Origin of the sequence: Klenkia terrae (assembly GCF_037083865.1) — a bacterium.
GTDB classification, from domain to species: Bacteria; Actinomycetota; Actinomycetes; order Mycobacteriales; family Geodermatophilaceae; genus Klenkia; species Klenkia terrae.
Genome location: NZ_JBAPLV010000023.1, coordinates 26,495 through 40,814, shown reverse-complemented (window position 1 = coordinate 40,814; position 14,320 = coordinate 26,495). Strand labels below are relative to the sequence as shown.

Sequence of the window (14,320 nt, the reverse complement as noted above, 5' to 3'; positions counted from 1 at the left end):
GCCTACCGGTCGGGGCGGGGCCGGTCCTGGCGGTGCAGCCGGACGGCGACCAGGGCGATGTCGTCCTCGGCCCGGTCGGGGACGAGGTCGGCCAGCAGGATGTCCGACAGCTCCTCGAGCGGGGTGTCGGCCAGCGTGGTGAGCCGGTCCCGGAGCGCGGCGATGCCGTCGTCGAAGACCTGGTCGCGGCGCTCGACCAGCCCGTCGGTGTACAGCAGCACCGTGGAGCCGCGGGCCAGCGTCGCCTCGTGCTCGCGCCGCGGGGCACCGGCGTGCACGCCCAGCAGCAGGTCCGCCCGGGGCCCGGTCAGCAGCTCGGTGCGGCCGTCCTCGGTCAGGACGACGGGCGGCGGGTGCCCCGCGTTGGACCAGACCAGCCGGGTGACGCCCTGCTCGACCTCCTCGGGCGTCTGCTCGAGCCGGGCCACCAGCACCGAGGCGACGGCCTCCAGCCGGAGCCCCTCCACGGCCCGGTCGAGCCGGCGCAGCACCTCGGCCGGCCCGTGGCCGCTGTCGAAGGCGATGCCGCGCAGCAGGCCGCGCAGCTGGCCCATGACCGCGGCGGCCTCGGTGTCGTGGCCGACCACGTCGCCGATCACCAGGATCGTGGCGCCGTCGGGCTGGGTGAACGCGTCGTACCAGTCGCCGCCGACCTGGGCCTCGCGCGCGGCCGGCACGTAGCGGACGGCCATCTGCACGTGGTCGGGCTGCGGGGGCTCGGACAGCATGCTGCGCTGCAGGGTCTCCGCGGCCCGGGCCACCCGTCGGGTCCGGGCGTAGAGCGCCTCGAGCAGGTTGGTCCGCAGCTCGGTGGCCTCCCCGACCTCGGCCGCCGTCCACGGCTCGGCGCGGCCGTGGACCGTCTCCTGCCAGCGGTCGAAGGACTGCCGCGGGGAGATGCGGACCTCGCCGTCGTCCTCGACGACCCGGACCTTGTGGTGCGGGTCCCCGCCCCAGTCGACCGAGCGGATCTTCTCCTGCCGCAGCCAGACCACCCACTGGCCCTCGGGCAGCGGGACGGCGAGGGCGCCGCAGGCCACCTCGACCGGGACGCCGAGCGCGGGGGCGTCGGCGGTCAGCGACTCGGTGGCGACCACGTCGCGGCGCAGCCCCTCGGCCCAGGCGGCGACGCGGGCGGCCACCGTCTCGTCCACCGGGACGCCGCGGACGGCGGTGTGGCCCTCCAGGTGCACCACGACGCTGTCGGCCGGGACCAGGTCGAGCAGATCGGGGGTCCCCAGCAGGGAGTCCGCCAGCGGGCGCTCCTCGTCCAGGGTGGCCGCGGTCAGCCAGGCCAGCGTGGAGCGCGCCCGCAGCGCCCGGCGGACCTCCTCCTCGGCCGCCCGGTCGACCAGCCGCAGCGACAGGGTGGAGGCCAGGAACTCCGCGGCCGCGCGGGTGGCGTAGGGCGGGGCGTGCGGACCGGCGTAGTGGTGGCAGGCGATGAGGCCCCACAGCTTGTCCTCGCGCAGCAGCGAGATCGACATCGACGAGGCCACGCCCATGTTGACCAGGTACTCGACGTGGATCGGGGAGACGCTGCGCAGCGTGGAGTAGGTCAGGTCCAGCGGCCGCCCGGTGGCGGGGTGGTCGACCGGGTGGATGACCGCCGGGGTGTAGGGCACCTCGGAGATCAGCCGGATCCAGTTCTTCTCGTACAGCGCCCGGGCCTGGGCCGGGATGTCCGAGGCCGGGTAGTGCAGGCCGAGGAAGGAGGTCAGGCCACCGTGCTGGGCCTCGGCGACCACCTCGCCGTTGAAGTCGGTGTCGTAGCGGTAGAGCATCACCCGGTCGAACCCGGTCAGGCTGCGGACGGCCTGGACGGTGATGTCGTAGAGGGACTGCAGGTCGCTCGCCCGGTTCAGCTCGGCGATGGTCCCGCGCACGGCCTGGTAGGTGTTGGGGAAGCTGAACGGGCGCGGGCCGAAGGCCGGCTCGAGCTCGATCACCAGGCTGCTGGCCAGCGGCCGGCCGGCCGCGTCGACCGGGCCGGTCGCGTCCTTGAGCGATTGCTGGCCGGGGGAGCCGTGCAGCGCCCGGTGCAGGATCGCGTCGACCGGGACCGGGGTGCCGTCGCGGTCGAGGGTGAGCTCGACGGGGTTGCGCTCGCGCAGGTCGCCGAAGGCGGCGGCGCTGCGGGCCACGGCCTGGGCGGGCACCGTGCCCAGGACGTCGGCCAGCGGTCGGCCGAGGGCGGCCTGCCAGGTCACGCCGACGACGTCGGCCAGGTTGGCCGACGCCTGCTCGACGACCAGGTCCGGCTCGCTGACCGCGAGGAGCACGCCGCGGGGCTGGATGCTGCCGGGGACGTGGATCGGCTCGCGCTCGCAGTTGGTCAGGTCCACCGGCGTGCCGGGGGCCAGCCACGGCGTCGGCTGGGTCTCGGTCACGCGGGGACACCTCCGCGGGTCGTGGTCGGTCCGGAGGCGGGACCGGACGCGCCCTGCTGGACGTCGGCGCACCACGAGGCCATCAACCGGAAGGTACGTCGTGCGGCTGCGACCAGCGCGTCGGGATCACCGCCGCGCGCGACGTGGTCGCGCACCGCCCGGCGGAACGCCGCCCAGCGGGCGCCGGTCTGCTCGCCGTAGGGGCTGAACGCCGTGAGCGGACCGGCCTGCGCCAGCCCCGGGAGGGTCGCCAGGTGCCGGTCGATGAACACCCCGCCCAGCGTGGAGCCCTCCAGCACGTACATCGCGCCCAGCGCCTCGTCGGTGGAGGCCGGCGCGGGCACCTCGACGGGCGCCGGCGCGGTGGGGTCACCGCCGAGGGCGGCGAGGTCCGCGGCGAACAGGCCGGCCCGCCGGCGCGCGGCCCAGTCGACCGCGGCGGCGTCGCCCGGGTGCGTCCGCGCCCAGGTGTCCAGGCCGTCCTCGGCCCGCACCCAGAAGGCGTGCATCCGGGCCAGCACCGCGGCCAGCCGGACGGCGTCCAGCGCCGGGTCGAGCAGGTCGAGGGTGTCCTCGAGCTCCTGGTGCTCGCCCGCGGTGCCGGTGCGCAGCGCCAGCATCACGTCGGGTGGTGCGGCGTCCGGCCCGGTCGGCTGCCTGGTCATCAGACCGACGACCCTAGATCAGGCCACCCGGTCCGGGCCGCGGACCGCCCCTCGCGGCGAGCCGCGCCGCGCGCACGGCCAGGTGCAGCGCGAGCCGGTCCCCGCCGTCGGCCAGGTCCAGACCGGTCACCTCGGCGATCCGGCCCAGGCGGTAGTACAGCGTCTGCCGGTGCACGACGAGCTCGGCCGCGGCGCGCTGCGGGGAGCCCGCCTGGTCCAGCCACACCTCGGCCGTGCGGGTCAGCACCGGGTCGCCCAGCAGGGCGGCGAACGCCGGGTCCGGTCCGTCCAGGCGCACCACCTGGCGCCAGGCGCCCAGCTCGGCCCAGGAGGCCACGGGGGCCAGGGCCGGCACCGCACCGGCCACCCGGGCGGCGTCGACGGCCTCCCGCCACTGGTCGGGCAGCGCCCCGCACCCCGACCGTGGGCTGCTGACCCCGGCGGTGCTGCCGGTCGGCAGGCGGTGCAGCGCCGCGGCCGACAGCGCGACGGCCGGGCGGTCGTCGGCCAGGTGCGGCAGCGGCAGCAGGACGGCGACCTGCCGGCCCACCACGGTGCTCACCGCGCCCGCGCCCGGCGCCGCCCACCCGGCGGGCAGCCCGTCGCCGGCCGGGCGGAGGGCCACCACCGCGACCGGGGTGTCCGCGCCGAGCCGGGCACCCAGGCGGTCGGCGGCGGGCCGGTCGGCGGCCAGCGCGGCGCGCAGGTCACCGCCGACGTCGACGGGGACCGGCCGGGCGGCCAGCAGCTCGCCGGCGCGGTCGGCCAGGGCCAGGGCGGCGGCCAGCCCCGGTGGGTCGGGGTCGGCGAGGTCGGTGCGGCCCTCGTCGAGCAGCCACAGCCACCCGTGCAGCCGGCCGCGGTGCCGGACCGGCAGGCAGAGCCGGGTCAGGATGCCGGCGACGGGGTCGGCCGGGGTGCGCAGCGGTCCGGTTGCCCGGTCGATGCCGAAGTCGCGGAACCACTGCCGGGTGGCCGCCGTCGACCCCCGGGTGAGGATCGAGCGGGTGCGGACCGCGTCCAGGCCGGTGAGCACCTCGTCGCCCTGGGCGCAGAAGGCCAGCAGGGTGAACCCGGTGTCCTCCAGCGTGGCCGGGGCGCCCAGCAGCCGGGACACCTCGTCCACGAGGTCCTGGAGGTCGTCCCGCATCAGACGATCGTACGAAGGAGTCCGGACAGCTGTCGCTGGTGACCGCGGACACCTCACTCCTAGGTTCGAGCCAGTCCCCACCGCCCGGAGGTCCTCGTGCTCGGTCAGGCTCTGCTCGTCGCGTCCCGCCGTCCCGGGTTGCGCAAGGTCGTCGTCGGCACCCCGGTCACCCGGCGGGTCGTCGACCGGTTCGTCGCGGGGGAGACGCTGCCCGACGCGCTGGCCGCGGTGGACGCGCTGCGCCGCGACGGCATCGCCGTGACCCTCGACCACCTCGGCGAGGACATCACCAGCCGCGCCGAGGCGGTGGCCTCCCGGGACGCCTACCTCGCCCTGCTCGACGGCCTGGCGCCGCTGCAGCTGGGCCGGGCGGCCGAGGTGTCGGTGAAGCTGTCGGCGTTCGGCCAGGCGCTGCCCGGTGGCCACGACCTCGCCCTGGAGCTGGTCCGGCCGGTGGCCGAGGCGGCGACGGCGGTCGGCACCACGGTCACCCTGGACATGGAGGACCACCGCACCGTGGACTCCACGCTCGCGGTGCTGGCCGAGCTGCGGCGGGACCACCCGGGCACCGGCGCCGTCCTGCAGGCCGCGCTGCACCGGAGCGAGGCCGACGCCCGGGACCTCGCCGTCGCCGGCTCCCGGGTCCGCCTGGTCAAGGGCGCCTACGCCGAGCCGCGGACCGTGGCGCACACCGAGAAGGCCGAGGTCGACGCCGCCTACCGGCGCTGCCTGGAGATCCTGTTCACCGGCGACGGGTACCCGATGGCCGGCACGCACGACCCGGCGATGATCGCCCTGGCCCTGGAGCTGGTGGGCCGCACCGGCCGGTCGGCCGACAGCTACGAGTTCCAGCTGCTCTACGGCATCCGGACCGGCGAGCAGCAGCGGCTGGCCGCCGACGGGCACACCGTCCGGGCCTACGTGCCCTACGGCGCCGACTGGTACGGCTACTTCATGCGGCGGCTGGCCGAGCGCCCCGCGAACGTGCAGTTCTTCCTCCGCTCCCTCGTGACGAAAGGCTGAGGAAGGACCACCCTTCCCCCTCGACTCGCACGCTCGCCGCGGGCCCCTGAAGGGCAGCCGCACCACCTACTCGATCCAAGGAGCTCCTTCTGTGGACGGCATCACCCAGGTCCCCGCCCCGCGCAACGAGCCGGTGCTCGACTACGCCCCCGGCTCGCCCGAGCGCACCGAGCTGCAGGCCGAGCTGGTCCGCCTGGCCGCGGCCCCGGAGGAGCTGACCGCGACGATCGGCGGCCGGCAGCGGATGGCCGGCGGCGCGGCGTTCGACGTCGTCGCCCCGCACGCCCACGCCCAGGTGCTGGGGACGTCGGCGCACGCGACGGCCGCCGACGCCGCCGACGCGATGACCGCGGCCAAGGCCGCCGCCCCCGGCTGGGCCGAGCTGTCCCAGGACGACCGGGCCGCGGTCTTCCTCAAGGCCGCCGACCTGCTGGCCGGGCCGTGGCGGCAGACGCTGAACGCGGCCACCATGCTCGGGCAGTCCAAGACCGCCCAGCAGGCCGAGATCGACAGCGCCTGCGAGCTGGCCGACTTCTGGCGCTACAACGTGCACTTCGCCCGGCAGATCCACGCCGAGCAGCCGGTGTCCTCGCCCGGGGTCTGGAACCGGGTCGACCACCGCCCGCTGGAGGGCGTGGTCTACGCCGTCACCCCGTTCAACTTCACCGCCATCGCCGGCAACCTGCCCACCGCGCCGGCCCTGATGGGCAACACGGTGGTCTGGAAGCCCGCGCCCACCCAGCAGTTCGCCGCCCACCAGCTGATGCGCCTGCTCGAGGCCGCCGGCCTGCCCGACGGGGTCATCAACATGCTGCCCGGCGACGGCGTCGCGGTCTCCGACGTGGTGCTCGCCGACCGCGACCTGGCCGGTATCCACTTCACCGGCTCGACGCCGGTCTTCCAGCACCTGTGGCGCACCGTCGGCGCGAACATCGCCGACTACCGCACCTACCCGCGGGTCGTCGGGGAGACCGGCGGCAAGGACTTCGTCGTCGCCCACCCCTCCGCCGACCTCGAGGTGCTGCGCACTGCGATGGTCCGCGGCGCCTTCGAGTACCAGGGCCAGAAGTGCTCGGCCGCCTCGCGGGCCTACGTGCCGCGCTCGCTGTGGACGCGGCTGCGCGACGACCTCGCCGGGCTGGTCGACTCGCTGCCGATGGGGCCGGTCACCGACTTCTCGAACTTCCTGGGCGCGGTCATCGACGCCAAGTCCTTCTCGAAGCTGTCCGGCGTGCTGGACCGGGCGCGCGGCGACTCCGCGCTCTCGGTCGTCGCCGGCGGCACCTGCGACGACGCCGAGGGCTGGTTCGTCCGGCCGACCGTGCTGGAGGGCACCGACCCGACGCACGACGTGTTCCGCACCGAGTTCTTCGGGCCCGTCCTCGCCGTCCACGTGTTCGACGACGCCGACTACGACGCCGTCCTCGCCCAGATGGAGTCCGTCGCCCCCTACGCCCTCACCGGTGCGGTCATCGCCCAGGACCGGACGGCGATCGCGCACGCCGCCCGGGTGCTGCGCAACGCCGCGGGCAACTTCTACGTCAACGACAAGCCCACCGGCGCCGTCGTCGGCCAGCAGCCCTTCGGTGGCGCCCGCGCCTCGGGCACCAACGACAAGGCCGGCGCCGCGCAGAACCTGCAGCGCTGGACGTCGACCCGGGTGGTCAAGGAGACCTTCGCCCCGCCCCGGTCGCACGCCTACCCCTACATGGGCTGATCAGCGGGGCCGCTCGTCGGCGAGCTCGGCCAGCAGTCCGTCCACGGTCTGCTGCGCCGAGCCCTGCCCGGTGTAGGCGTGGCCGGGCTCGTCGTCGGCGAGGGGCTCCAGGGTGGCCAGCTGGCTGTCCAGCAGCGACCCGGGCATGTAGTGGCCCTTCCGCTCCCGCAGCCGCTGCTCCAGCACCTCGCGCGGGGTGTCGATGTGGGCGAACCACACCGAGGGGTGCCCGTCGCGCAGCAGGTCGCGGTACTCCCGCCGCAGCGCCGAGCAGGTGATGACCAGGTCGGTGCCTGCGGCCTCGTGCTCGCCGACCCGGCCGGCCACCGCCCGCAACCAGGGCCAGCGGTCCTCGTCGGTGAGCGGGGTGCCCGAGCGCATCTTCTCGACGTTGGCCGCCGGGTGCAGGTCGTCGCCCTCGACGAAGTCGCACCCCAGTGCCTCGGCGATGCCGACGCCGACGGTGGTCTTGCCGGTGCCCGACACCCCCATGACGACGACGGAGACGGGCGCGGGTCGGGGGGAGGCGGCCATCCCACGACCGTAGGGGACGGGAGCCCGGGGGCTCCTGGCCCCGGGGCGGCAGGCATGATCGCGGAGCTGATGACCGGGGGAGACGTGCAGGAGACGGGTGCGGTGTGGCGGGTGCCCGCCGTCCGGGCGCTGCTGGCGGCCTCGGTGCTGGGGTTCACCAGCTACGCCGCGACGCTGTCGGCGCTGCCCTCCTACGCGGTGCGCTCGGGTGCCGGCGTCGCCGCGGCCGGGTTGGTGACGACGGTGTTCCTCGCCGCCACCGTGCTCACCCAGGTCGCGGTGCCACGGCTGGTCGCCCGCCGCGGGCTGGGCCCGGTGTTCGCCGCCGGCCTGCTCGCCCTCGGCGCACCCGCCCCGCTGTACCTGCTGGGCGACTCGTTGGCCTGGTTGTCGGCGGTCTCGACGGTGCGCGGGGCAGGGTTCGGCGTGCTCACCGTGCTGGGCTCGACCATCGCCGCGCGGGCGGTGCCGGAGTCCCGGCGCGGCGAGGCGCTCGGCGTCTACGGACTGGCGCTGGCGGTGCCGACGCTGGCCGCGGTGCCCGGCGGGGTGGCGCTCACCCTGGGCGGGCACTTCCCGGTCGTCGCGTGGCTGGCCGCCGTCCCGGTGCTGGGGCTGGCGGCGGTCCCGGCGCTGGTCCGGGCCGTGCCGGGGGCGGTCACCCAGGCGTCCGGCCAGCCGTCCGGACCGGCCGTGCGGGCCTCGCTCGGGCCCTCCGCGGTGCTGCTCGTGGTCACCCTGGCCGGTGCCGGCCTGGTCACCTTCCTGCCGATCGCCCGCCCGGACGGGCTCGTGGCCACGGCGGCGCTGCTGGTCTTCGGCGTCGTCGGCGCGGTGGCCCGCTGGGGCGGCGGCGTGCTGGCCGACCGGGTGGGCAGCCGGGTGGTGCTCCCGCCGGCGCTGCTCGTGGGTGCCGCCGGTCTGGCCGCGCTGTCCCTGGGCCTGGGCAGCGACGTGGCCGTGCTGCTCGGTGCCGCCGCCTTCGGCGCGGCGTTCGGCGGGGTGCAGAACACGACCATCGTGGTCGCCATGGCCCGCGCCGGGGAACACGGGACGACGACGGCCAGCGCCGTGTGGAACGCCGCCTTCGACGCCGGCACCGGCATCGGCGCGCTCGCGGTGGGCGTGCTGGCCGCCGCGCTCGGGCTGGACCTGGCCTACGCGGTGCTGGCCGCGGCGCTGGTGCTGGCCGTGCCGCTCGCGCTGCGGGTCACCCGGCCCCGCTGACCGGCCCGTCCTGGGCGGCGCGCGCGGCGGCGACGTCGAGCATGCCGCGCACGAAGACCGCCTCGCCGGCCAGGGCGGCCAGCCAGGTGCGCAGCGCCGCCGGGTCGCGCTTCGCGCTGTCGCGCAGCGCGGTGAGCCGCATGTGCCGGCCGGTGGCCTGAGCGCGGTGGGCGGGAGACAGGGTGCGGGCCCCGCTGCGGGAGATCGCGGTGAACGCCGCGCCCAGGTAGGTCAGCTCCGCCAGGTCGGTGACCCCGGCGAGCAGCTCGTCGGCCGCGGACTGCTCCCCGGCGGCCACCAGGCGCAGGTACTGCTCGGCGCGTCGTCGTCCGTCCTCGGCCGTGCTCATCTGGTCCTCCCGGGGGTCCCGACAGCAGAACGGCCCCGTCCGGTGGGGACGGGGCCGATCTGGGGTGGGTGCGCCATCAGGGACTTGAACCCCGAACCCGCTGATTAAGAGTCAGCTGCTCTGCCAATTGAGCTAATGGCGCGGCGCCGCTGATCACCAGCGACTCGGAGAAAGATACACGTCCCGGGGACCCGGTGGCGAGCCGGGGTGGCGTGTCCTCGGTGACAGCGGATTGTCAGTCCCGGGGTGGACACTGGGGCGACCGCCGGTCGCGATCCGCTGCGACCGGCAGTGGGGTGAGGGGAATCTTCGTGTCGTTGCAGTTCAACCGACGTGCCGTGCTGGCGCTGGGGACCGCCGGGGTGCTCGTCGCACTCGTCGGGTGCGGTCCCGAGGCCTCGAGCGGTGGCGGTGGTGCCGCCGGCACCAGCGCCGCCCCGGCCGACCCCGCCGTGGTGTCGCTGTCGGTCGCCGACGGCGCCACCGACGTCTCCCCGGCCACCCCGCTGCAGGCCACGGTCGTCGGCGGCTCGGTCACCGAGGTGACCGTGACCGACGGCGCCGGTGCGCCGGTCGCCGGCACGCTGAGCGAGGTGCCGGCCCCGGCCGCCGACGCCGCCGGGGTCACCAGCCTCTGGACGCCGTCGGCGCCGCTGGCCTACGGCACCATCTACACGGTCACCGCGACCGCCGAGAACGTCGACGGCGCCAGCAGCGACGCCTCCGGCTCGTTCACCACGGTGACCCCGGGCTCGGTCTCCACGCCCTCGATCGGCCCGCTGGACGGCACCACCGTCGGGGTCGGCATGCCGATCCGGGTCTACTTCGACGAGGCCGTCACCAACAAGGCCGAGGTCGAGCGGAACCTTGTGGTCACCAGCTCCACGCCCACCGACGGCCGGTGGAGCTGGATCAGCGACTCCGAGGTGCACTTCCGGCCCTCGACCTACTGGCCGGCCAACACCCAGGTCACCATCGACGCGAACCTCTACGGCGTCGACATGGGCGACGGCATCTGGGGCGAGAAGGACCGATCGGTGTCCTTCTCCGTCGGCGAGAAGCACGTGTCGGTGGCCGACGCCGCGACGCACACCCTCACCGTGTCCTCCGGTGACCAGGTCGTGCAGACCTACCCGATGAGCGCCGGCAGCAACGCCAACCCGACCCGCAACGGCGCGCACGTGGTGCTGGAGAAGTTCGCCGACATCACGATGGACTCCTCGACCTTCGGCCTGGCCGTCGACGCCCCCGGTGGCTACCGGACCGACGTGCAGTACGCCACGCGGATCTCCAACAACGGCGAGTTCGTGCACGCCGCGCCGTGGTCGGTGGGCCAGCAGGGCTCCAGCAACGTCTCGCACGGCTGCATCAACCTGTCCACCGACCGGGCGCAGTGGTTCTACGACTTCAGCCAGCCCGGCGACGTCGTGGAGATCGTCAACTCCGTCGGCCCGACGCTGTCCCGCGCCGACGGCGACATCTACGACTGGGCCATCCCGTGGGACCAGTGGGTGGCCGGCAGCGCGCTGGGCTGACCCGCACCACCACGACGGCCCCCGATCCACCCGGCGGATCGGGAGCCCGTCGTGCGTCCGGGCACCCGGCCGGTCAGAGGTCCTTGCGGGAGTAGGCGAGGGCCGCCAGGCCCCAGACCATCGCCACCCACAGCGCCGCATAGCCCAGGTAGACCGGGGTGAGCGGGGAGACGCTGAGGAACGGGAACGCGCCGGCCCCCTGGTCCGCGCCGCCGAACGCGGCCAGCGCGCCGGGGTCCTGGAAGGCGTTCATCGCGCCCCGCCACAGCCCGTCGGTGGGCAGCAGGATGCGCGAGATGCTGCCCACCCGCTCGACCGCGTCGTTGCCCAGCGACCCGCCGATCGCCCCGACGACGCCGGCCACCCAGGTGGTGCAGAACAGGCCCACCGCGATGACCCCGGACGCCATCGGCGACACCACGGTCGACAGCAGCACGGTGAGGGTGAGCAGCACCGCGGTCTGCGCGCCCAGCAGCAGCAGGGCGGTCACCGGCGACGGCGGCCAGTAGTCCACCGTCGTCCCGACCACCAGGATCTCGGCCAGCCCGGCGAGGACGACGAACCCGCTGCCGAAGGCGACCAGGCCCAGCGTCTTGCCCAGCAGGAACGCCGAGCGCCGGACCGGCCTGGCCAGCATCGACAGGGCGGTGCCCGACTCGGTCTCCCCGGCCAGCGTCGGGCCGGCCAGGAACGCGGTGCCCAGCGCGGCGACCAGGCTCAAGCCGAACATCACCAGGTTCAGCAGGATCGAGGCGACCAGCCGGGCCTCGCCGCTGGTCAGCGACTCCCCGGCCAGCCGGGTGAACCCCAGCGCGCTCAGGCCCACCAGCGCCGCGGTGAGCACGCCCAGGGCGAGCACCACCCGCCGCCGGGAGGCCTCGCGCACGGTCAGCGCGGCCACCGTCAGCACGACGGTCACGGCTGGGCCGCCCGGTCCGCGGCGCCCTCGCGCAGGATGCCGAGCAGCCGGTCCTCCAGGCTGATCCGCACCGGCTCGACCGCGTGCACCGACACCCCCAGGCCGACCAGGTCGCGCACCAGTGCGGGGGCCACGGTCTCGTCGTCGGCGGGGACGGCGACGGTCAGCCAGTCGCCCTCCCGGTGCACGCCGCCGGTCCGCGCCAGCCGGGCCTCGGCCTCGGCGGTGAGCCCGGTCAGGTGCAGCCGCAGCTCGCGCTGGCCCAGCAGCTCGGCCAGCGTGCCGGCGGCCGCGACCCGACCCCGGTCGAGCACGACCACCCGGTCGCAGACCCGCTCGACCTCCCCGATCAGGTGGGAGTTGAGCAGCACCGCGACGCCGCGGGACCGCAGGTCCAGCACGATGTCGCGCACGTCGGCGCGGCCCAGCGGGTCCAGCGCGCTGGTCGGCTCGTCCAGGACGACGAACTCCGGCCGGGCGACCAGCGCGACGGCCAGACCGAGCCGCTGCTGCATGCCCTTGGAGAAGCCGCCGACCCGGTCGTCGCCCCGCCCGGCCAGGCCCACGGTCGCCAGGCACTCCCGCCGCTCGGCGTCGCTGACCGCGGCCCCGGCCAGCCGCACGTGCAGGGCCAGCACCTCGGCCGGGGTGAGCCACGGCTGGTACCGGAAGAGCTCGGGCAGGTAGCCCACGCCCGCGCGGGCCGCCGGCTCGGCGGCCGGGCGGCCGAGCAGCAGCGCCTCGCCGCCGTCGGGCCGCACCAGGCCGAGCAGCATCTTGATCACCGTGGTCTTGCCGGCCCCGTTGGGGCCCAGCAGCCCGACCACCTCGCCCCGGCCCACCTGGAGGGAGACGTCGTGCACCGCGGTCTGCTTCCGGTACCGCTTGCGCAGCCCGGTGCACCAGGCCGCGGGCGCGGGCGGCAGCCCGGCGACCAGCTCGGCGGCGGCGCGCAGGGCTGCGTCGCCCGGCGTGGTGGTCAGCGCAGCCCCCGCGCGACCTCGAGCACCTCGTCGGCGCCCAGGGAGCCGGCCACGGCGGTGACGACGCCGTCCTCGACCCAGACCACGGCGGCCATCGACCGGTCGCGGCTCTCCAGCACAGTCGCGGTGACGCCGTCCACGTCGGCCGAGGAGCTGTCCACCAGGTCGGCGGGCACCGGCAGGGGCAGGGTCGAGCCGTCGGCGGTGAAGGTGCGCAGCTGGGCGGCCAGGTCGTCGGGCAGGCCGGGCAGCGACAGCAGGTAGTCCCGCAGCGTCTGGAAGGGCACCCCGGAGGAGTCCGCCGACGGCGCGACGGCGGTGGCCACTACCAGCGCCGGGACGCCCGACGCCGAGGACCAGATCTGGGCCACGCCCGGGCCGGCGACCAGCCGGACCTGGCTGCCGTCCAGCCCCGCCGGCGGCGCCTGGCCACCGGCCTGCGCGGCGAGGTCGTTGGAGAACGTGAACACGGCGGAGGCCTGGCCACCCACCTGCACGCTCGGGTCGCCGACGACGCCACCGGGCAGCTCGGCGACCTCGGGCACGTCCAGGGCGGTCTCGGCGGCGGCGGCCGCCGGGTCGGCGACGGTGTGCAGGTCGCCGTCGCCGGTGACCTCGACGGTGCCGTAGGCGCTCAGGTCGGGCAGCGCGACCAGGTCGGCGCTGTCGAAGGCCACCGGGGCGACCTGCTCGGTGCGGAAGACCGGCAGCCAGTCGTTGGCGGCAGCCACCCCGGCCACCGACAGCACCGCCGCGAAGGCGACGGCCGCGGCCAGCGGGCGGCGCACGCCGGCGGCCCGCGGCGCCCGGCCGCGTCGCCGGGCGGTGCGGGCCGGCGACGCCGCGGCGGGGAGCGCGGCCGACAGCCGGTCCCAGGCCGCGGGCACGTCGACGTCGTCGGCCCGGGTGCGCAGGGCCGCGCCGGCGGCGGTGGCGTCGGCGGTGGCGTCGGCCAGCCCGGTCAGGCAGTCGGCGCAGCCGGCGACGTGGGCGCGGTCGGCGTCGGTGACCCCGGCCGGCTCGTCGACCAGGCGGCGCAGCACGCCGGGGTTCGGGTGACGGTTCACTGGTGCAGCTCCTTGCGCAGGGCGGCCTCGGCACGACGGAGGGTCGTGCCGACGGATCCGGGGGACAGGTCGAGGGCGGTGGCGACGTCGGCGTAGCTGAGCCCGCTGTGCCGCAGCACGAGGGCCCCGGCCTGGGTGCGGGGGAGCGCGGCCAGGGCGGCGCGCACCTGCCCGTGGGCCTCGCGGGCGAGGACGTCGTCGACGACGTCCGGGACGGTGGTGGGCTCGCCGCTGACGACCGCGACCTCGCGGTCGCTGCGCCGGCGTCCCGACCGCAGGTGGTTCAGCGCGGTGTGCGCGGCGGCCACCGACAACCAGCCGCCCGCCTCGCCGGCCGGCACCGTGGAGCGCCCGAAGGACAGGAACACCTCCTGGGCGACGTCCTCGGCCTCGGCGCGCCCGCCGAGCACGCGGGCGGCGACGGCGACGACGGCGGGGTAGTGCCGGCGGAACACCTGCTCGAGGTCACCGCGCACGGCGTGCAGCTGGCGGTCGGCCACGGCCGGGGAGTCCCTTCTCCTGGCACCGGCCGACGCGACGGCGACCAGCCGGCCGGCCGGTCCCGTCGAGGCTCCGGTCGCGACGAGGTCCACACCCTGTCAGCACCGCCCACCCCCGGGATGTGACACCGATGCCCGGAGACGACGATCCCCCGGCCAGCGGTGGCTGACCGGGGGACCGGGTGGGGTGAGTGACGGGACTTGAACCCGCGACATCCAGGATCACAACCTGGCGCTCTACCAGCTGAGCTACACCCACCG

The 14,320-nt window shown here is 75.9% G+C and carries 13 protein-coding genes and 2 tRNA genes; 4 read left to right on the top strand and 11 right to left on the bottom strand.

Going from position 1 to position 14,320, the window contains the following annotated elements:
• Window positions 1-2: 2 nt before the first annotated feature.
• From UXQ13_RS18250 to UXQ13_RS18240, 3 genes are read right to left on the bottom strand one after another with little or no spacing between them, the layout of a single operon-like run.
• Window positions 3-2,390, bottom strand: a complete 2,388-nt coding sequence (locus tag UXQ13_RS18250) for a SpoIIE family protein phosphatase (protein ID WP_336392670.1) — start codon at window positions 2,388-2,390, stop codon at window positions 3-5.
• Complete coding sequence (locus UXQ13_RS18245) at window positions 2,387-3,055, bottom strand: biliverdin-producing heme oxygenase (RefSeq protein ID WP_336392669.1); 669 nt, start codon at window positions 3,053-3,055, stop codon at window positions 2,387-2,389. Before UXQ13_RS18245 ends, UXQ13_RS18250 begins: the two co-directional genes overlap by 4 nt.
• Before the next feature lie 13 nt (window positions 3,056-3,068).
• Window positions 3,069-4,205 carry a PucR family transcriptional regulator gene (locus UXQ13_RS18240; RefSeq protein WP_336392668.1) on the bottom strand — a complete coding sequence of 379 codons (1,137 nt, stop codon included), beginning with the start codon at window positions 4,203-4,205 and terminating at the stop codon, window positions 3,069-3,071.
• Between the two features lie 96 nt (window positions 4,206-4,301).
• Between UXQ13_RS18240 and UXQ13_RS18235 the strand changes: the two genes are divergently transcribed.
• Entirely contained in the window at window positions 4,302-5,228 is a 927-nt protein-coding gene (locus tag UXQ13_RS18235; RefSeq protein WP_336392667.1) for a proline dehydrogenase family protein, read from the top strand.
• 91 nt (window positions 5,229-5,319) lie between these two features.
• Window positions 5,320-6,945, top strand: coding sequence for an L-glutamate gamma-semialdehyde dehydrogenase (gene pruA / locus UXQ13_RS18230; RefSeq protein WP_336392666.1), 1,626 nt, complete (start codon window positions 5,320-5,322; stop codon window positions 6,943-6,945).
• On the opposite strand, the gene UXQ13_RS18225 is transcribed toward pruA, so the two are convergent.
• On the bottom strand, window positions 6,946-7,479 hold the full coding sequence (locus tag UXQ13_RS18225) for a gluconokinase (protein ID WP_336392665.1): 534 nt from the start codon (window positions 7,477-7,479) through the stop codon (window positions 6,946-6,948).
• 69 nt (window positions 7,480-7,548) lie between these two features.
• On the opposite strand from UXQ13_RS18225, the gene UXQ13_RS18220 reads away from it, so the two are divergent.
• The gene (locus UXQ13_RS18220; protein ID WP_336392664.1) at window positions 7,549-8,706 is read left to right on the top strand and encodes an MFS transporter; all 1,158 of its coding nucleotides are present in this window, start codon (window positions 7,549-7,551) and stop codon (window positions 8,704-8,706) included.
• Here UXQ13_RS18220 and UXQ13_RS18215 read toward each other — a convergent pair.
• Both UXQ13_RS18215 and UXQ13_RS18210 read right to left on the bottom strand, forming a co-directional pair.
• On the bottom strand, window positions 8,690-9,055 hold the full coding sequence (locus UXQ13_RS18215) for a hypothetical protein (protein ID WP_336392663.1): 366 nt from the start codon (window positions 9,053-9,055) through the stop codon (window positions 8,690-8,692). The two genes, UXQ13_RS18220 and UXQ13_RS18215, sit on opposite strands and share 17 nt — an antisense overlap.
• 69 nt (window positions 9,056-9,124) lie before the next feature.
• Window positions 9,125-9,197, bottom strand: a tRNA-Lys gene (locus UXQ13_RS18210).
• Window positions 9,198-9,366: 169 nt separating this feature from the next.
• Between UXQ13_RS18210 and UXQ13_RS18205 the strand changes: the two genes are divergently transcribed.
• Window positions 9,367-10,590, top strand: coding sequence for a L,D-transpeptidase (locus tag UXQ13_RS18205; RefSeq protein WP_336392662.1), 1,224 nt, complete (start codon window positions 9,367-9,369; stop codon window positions 10,588-10,590).
• A 73-nt stretch (window positions 10,591-10,663) separates the two neighbouring features.
• Here UXQ13_RS18205 and UXQ13_RS18200 read toward each other — a convergent pair whose 3' ends face one another.
• From UXQ13_RS18200 to UXQ13_RS18180, 5 genes are all read right to left on the bottom strand, one after another.
• On the bottom strand, window positions 10,664-11,509 hold the full coding sequence (locus UXQ13_RS18200) for an ABC transporter permease subunit (protein ID WP_336392661.1): 846 nt from the start codon (window positions 11,507-11,509) through the stop codon (window positions 10,664-10,666).
• On the bottom strand, window positions 11,506-12,372 hold the full coding sequence (locus tag UXQ13_RS18195; RefSeq protein WP_336392660.1) for an ABC transporter ATP-binding protein: 867 nt from the start codon (window positions 12,370-12,372) through the stop codon (window positions 11,506-11,508). The genes UXQ13_RS18200 and UXQ13_RS18195 overlap by 4 nt, the downstream gene beginning before the upstream one ends.
• Before the next feature lie 116 nt (window positions 12,373-12,488).
• Window positions 12,489-13,559: a hypothetical protein gene (locus UXQ13_RS18190; protein ID WP_336392659.1), complete on the bottom strand. Its 1,071-nt coding sequence runs from the start codon at window positions 13,557-13,559 to the stop codon at window positions 12,489-12,491.
• On the bottom strand, window positions 13,556-14,152 hold the full coding sequence (locus UXQ13_RS18185) for a sigma-70 family RNA polymerase sigma factor (RefSeq protein WP_336392658.1): 597 nt from the start codon (window positions 14,150-14,152) through the stop codon (window positions 13,556-13,558). Before UXQ13_RS18185 ends, UXQ13_RS18190 begins: the two co-directional genes overlap by 4 nt.
• 90 nt (window positions 14,153-14,242) lie before the next feature.
• Window positions 14,243-14,318 (bottom strand) — tRNA-His (locus tag UXQ13_RS18180).
• Window positions 14,319-14,320 lie beyond the last annotated feature (2 nt).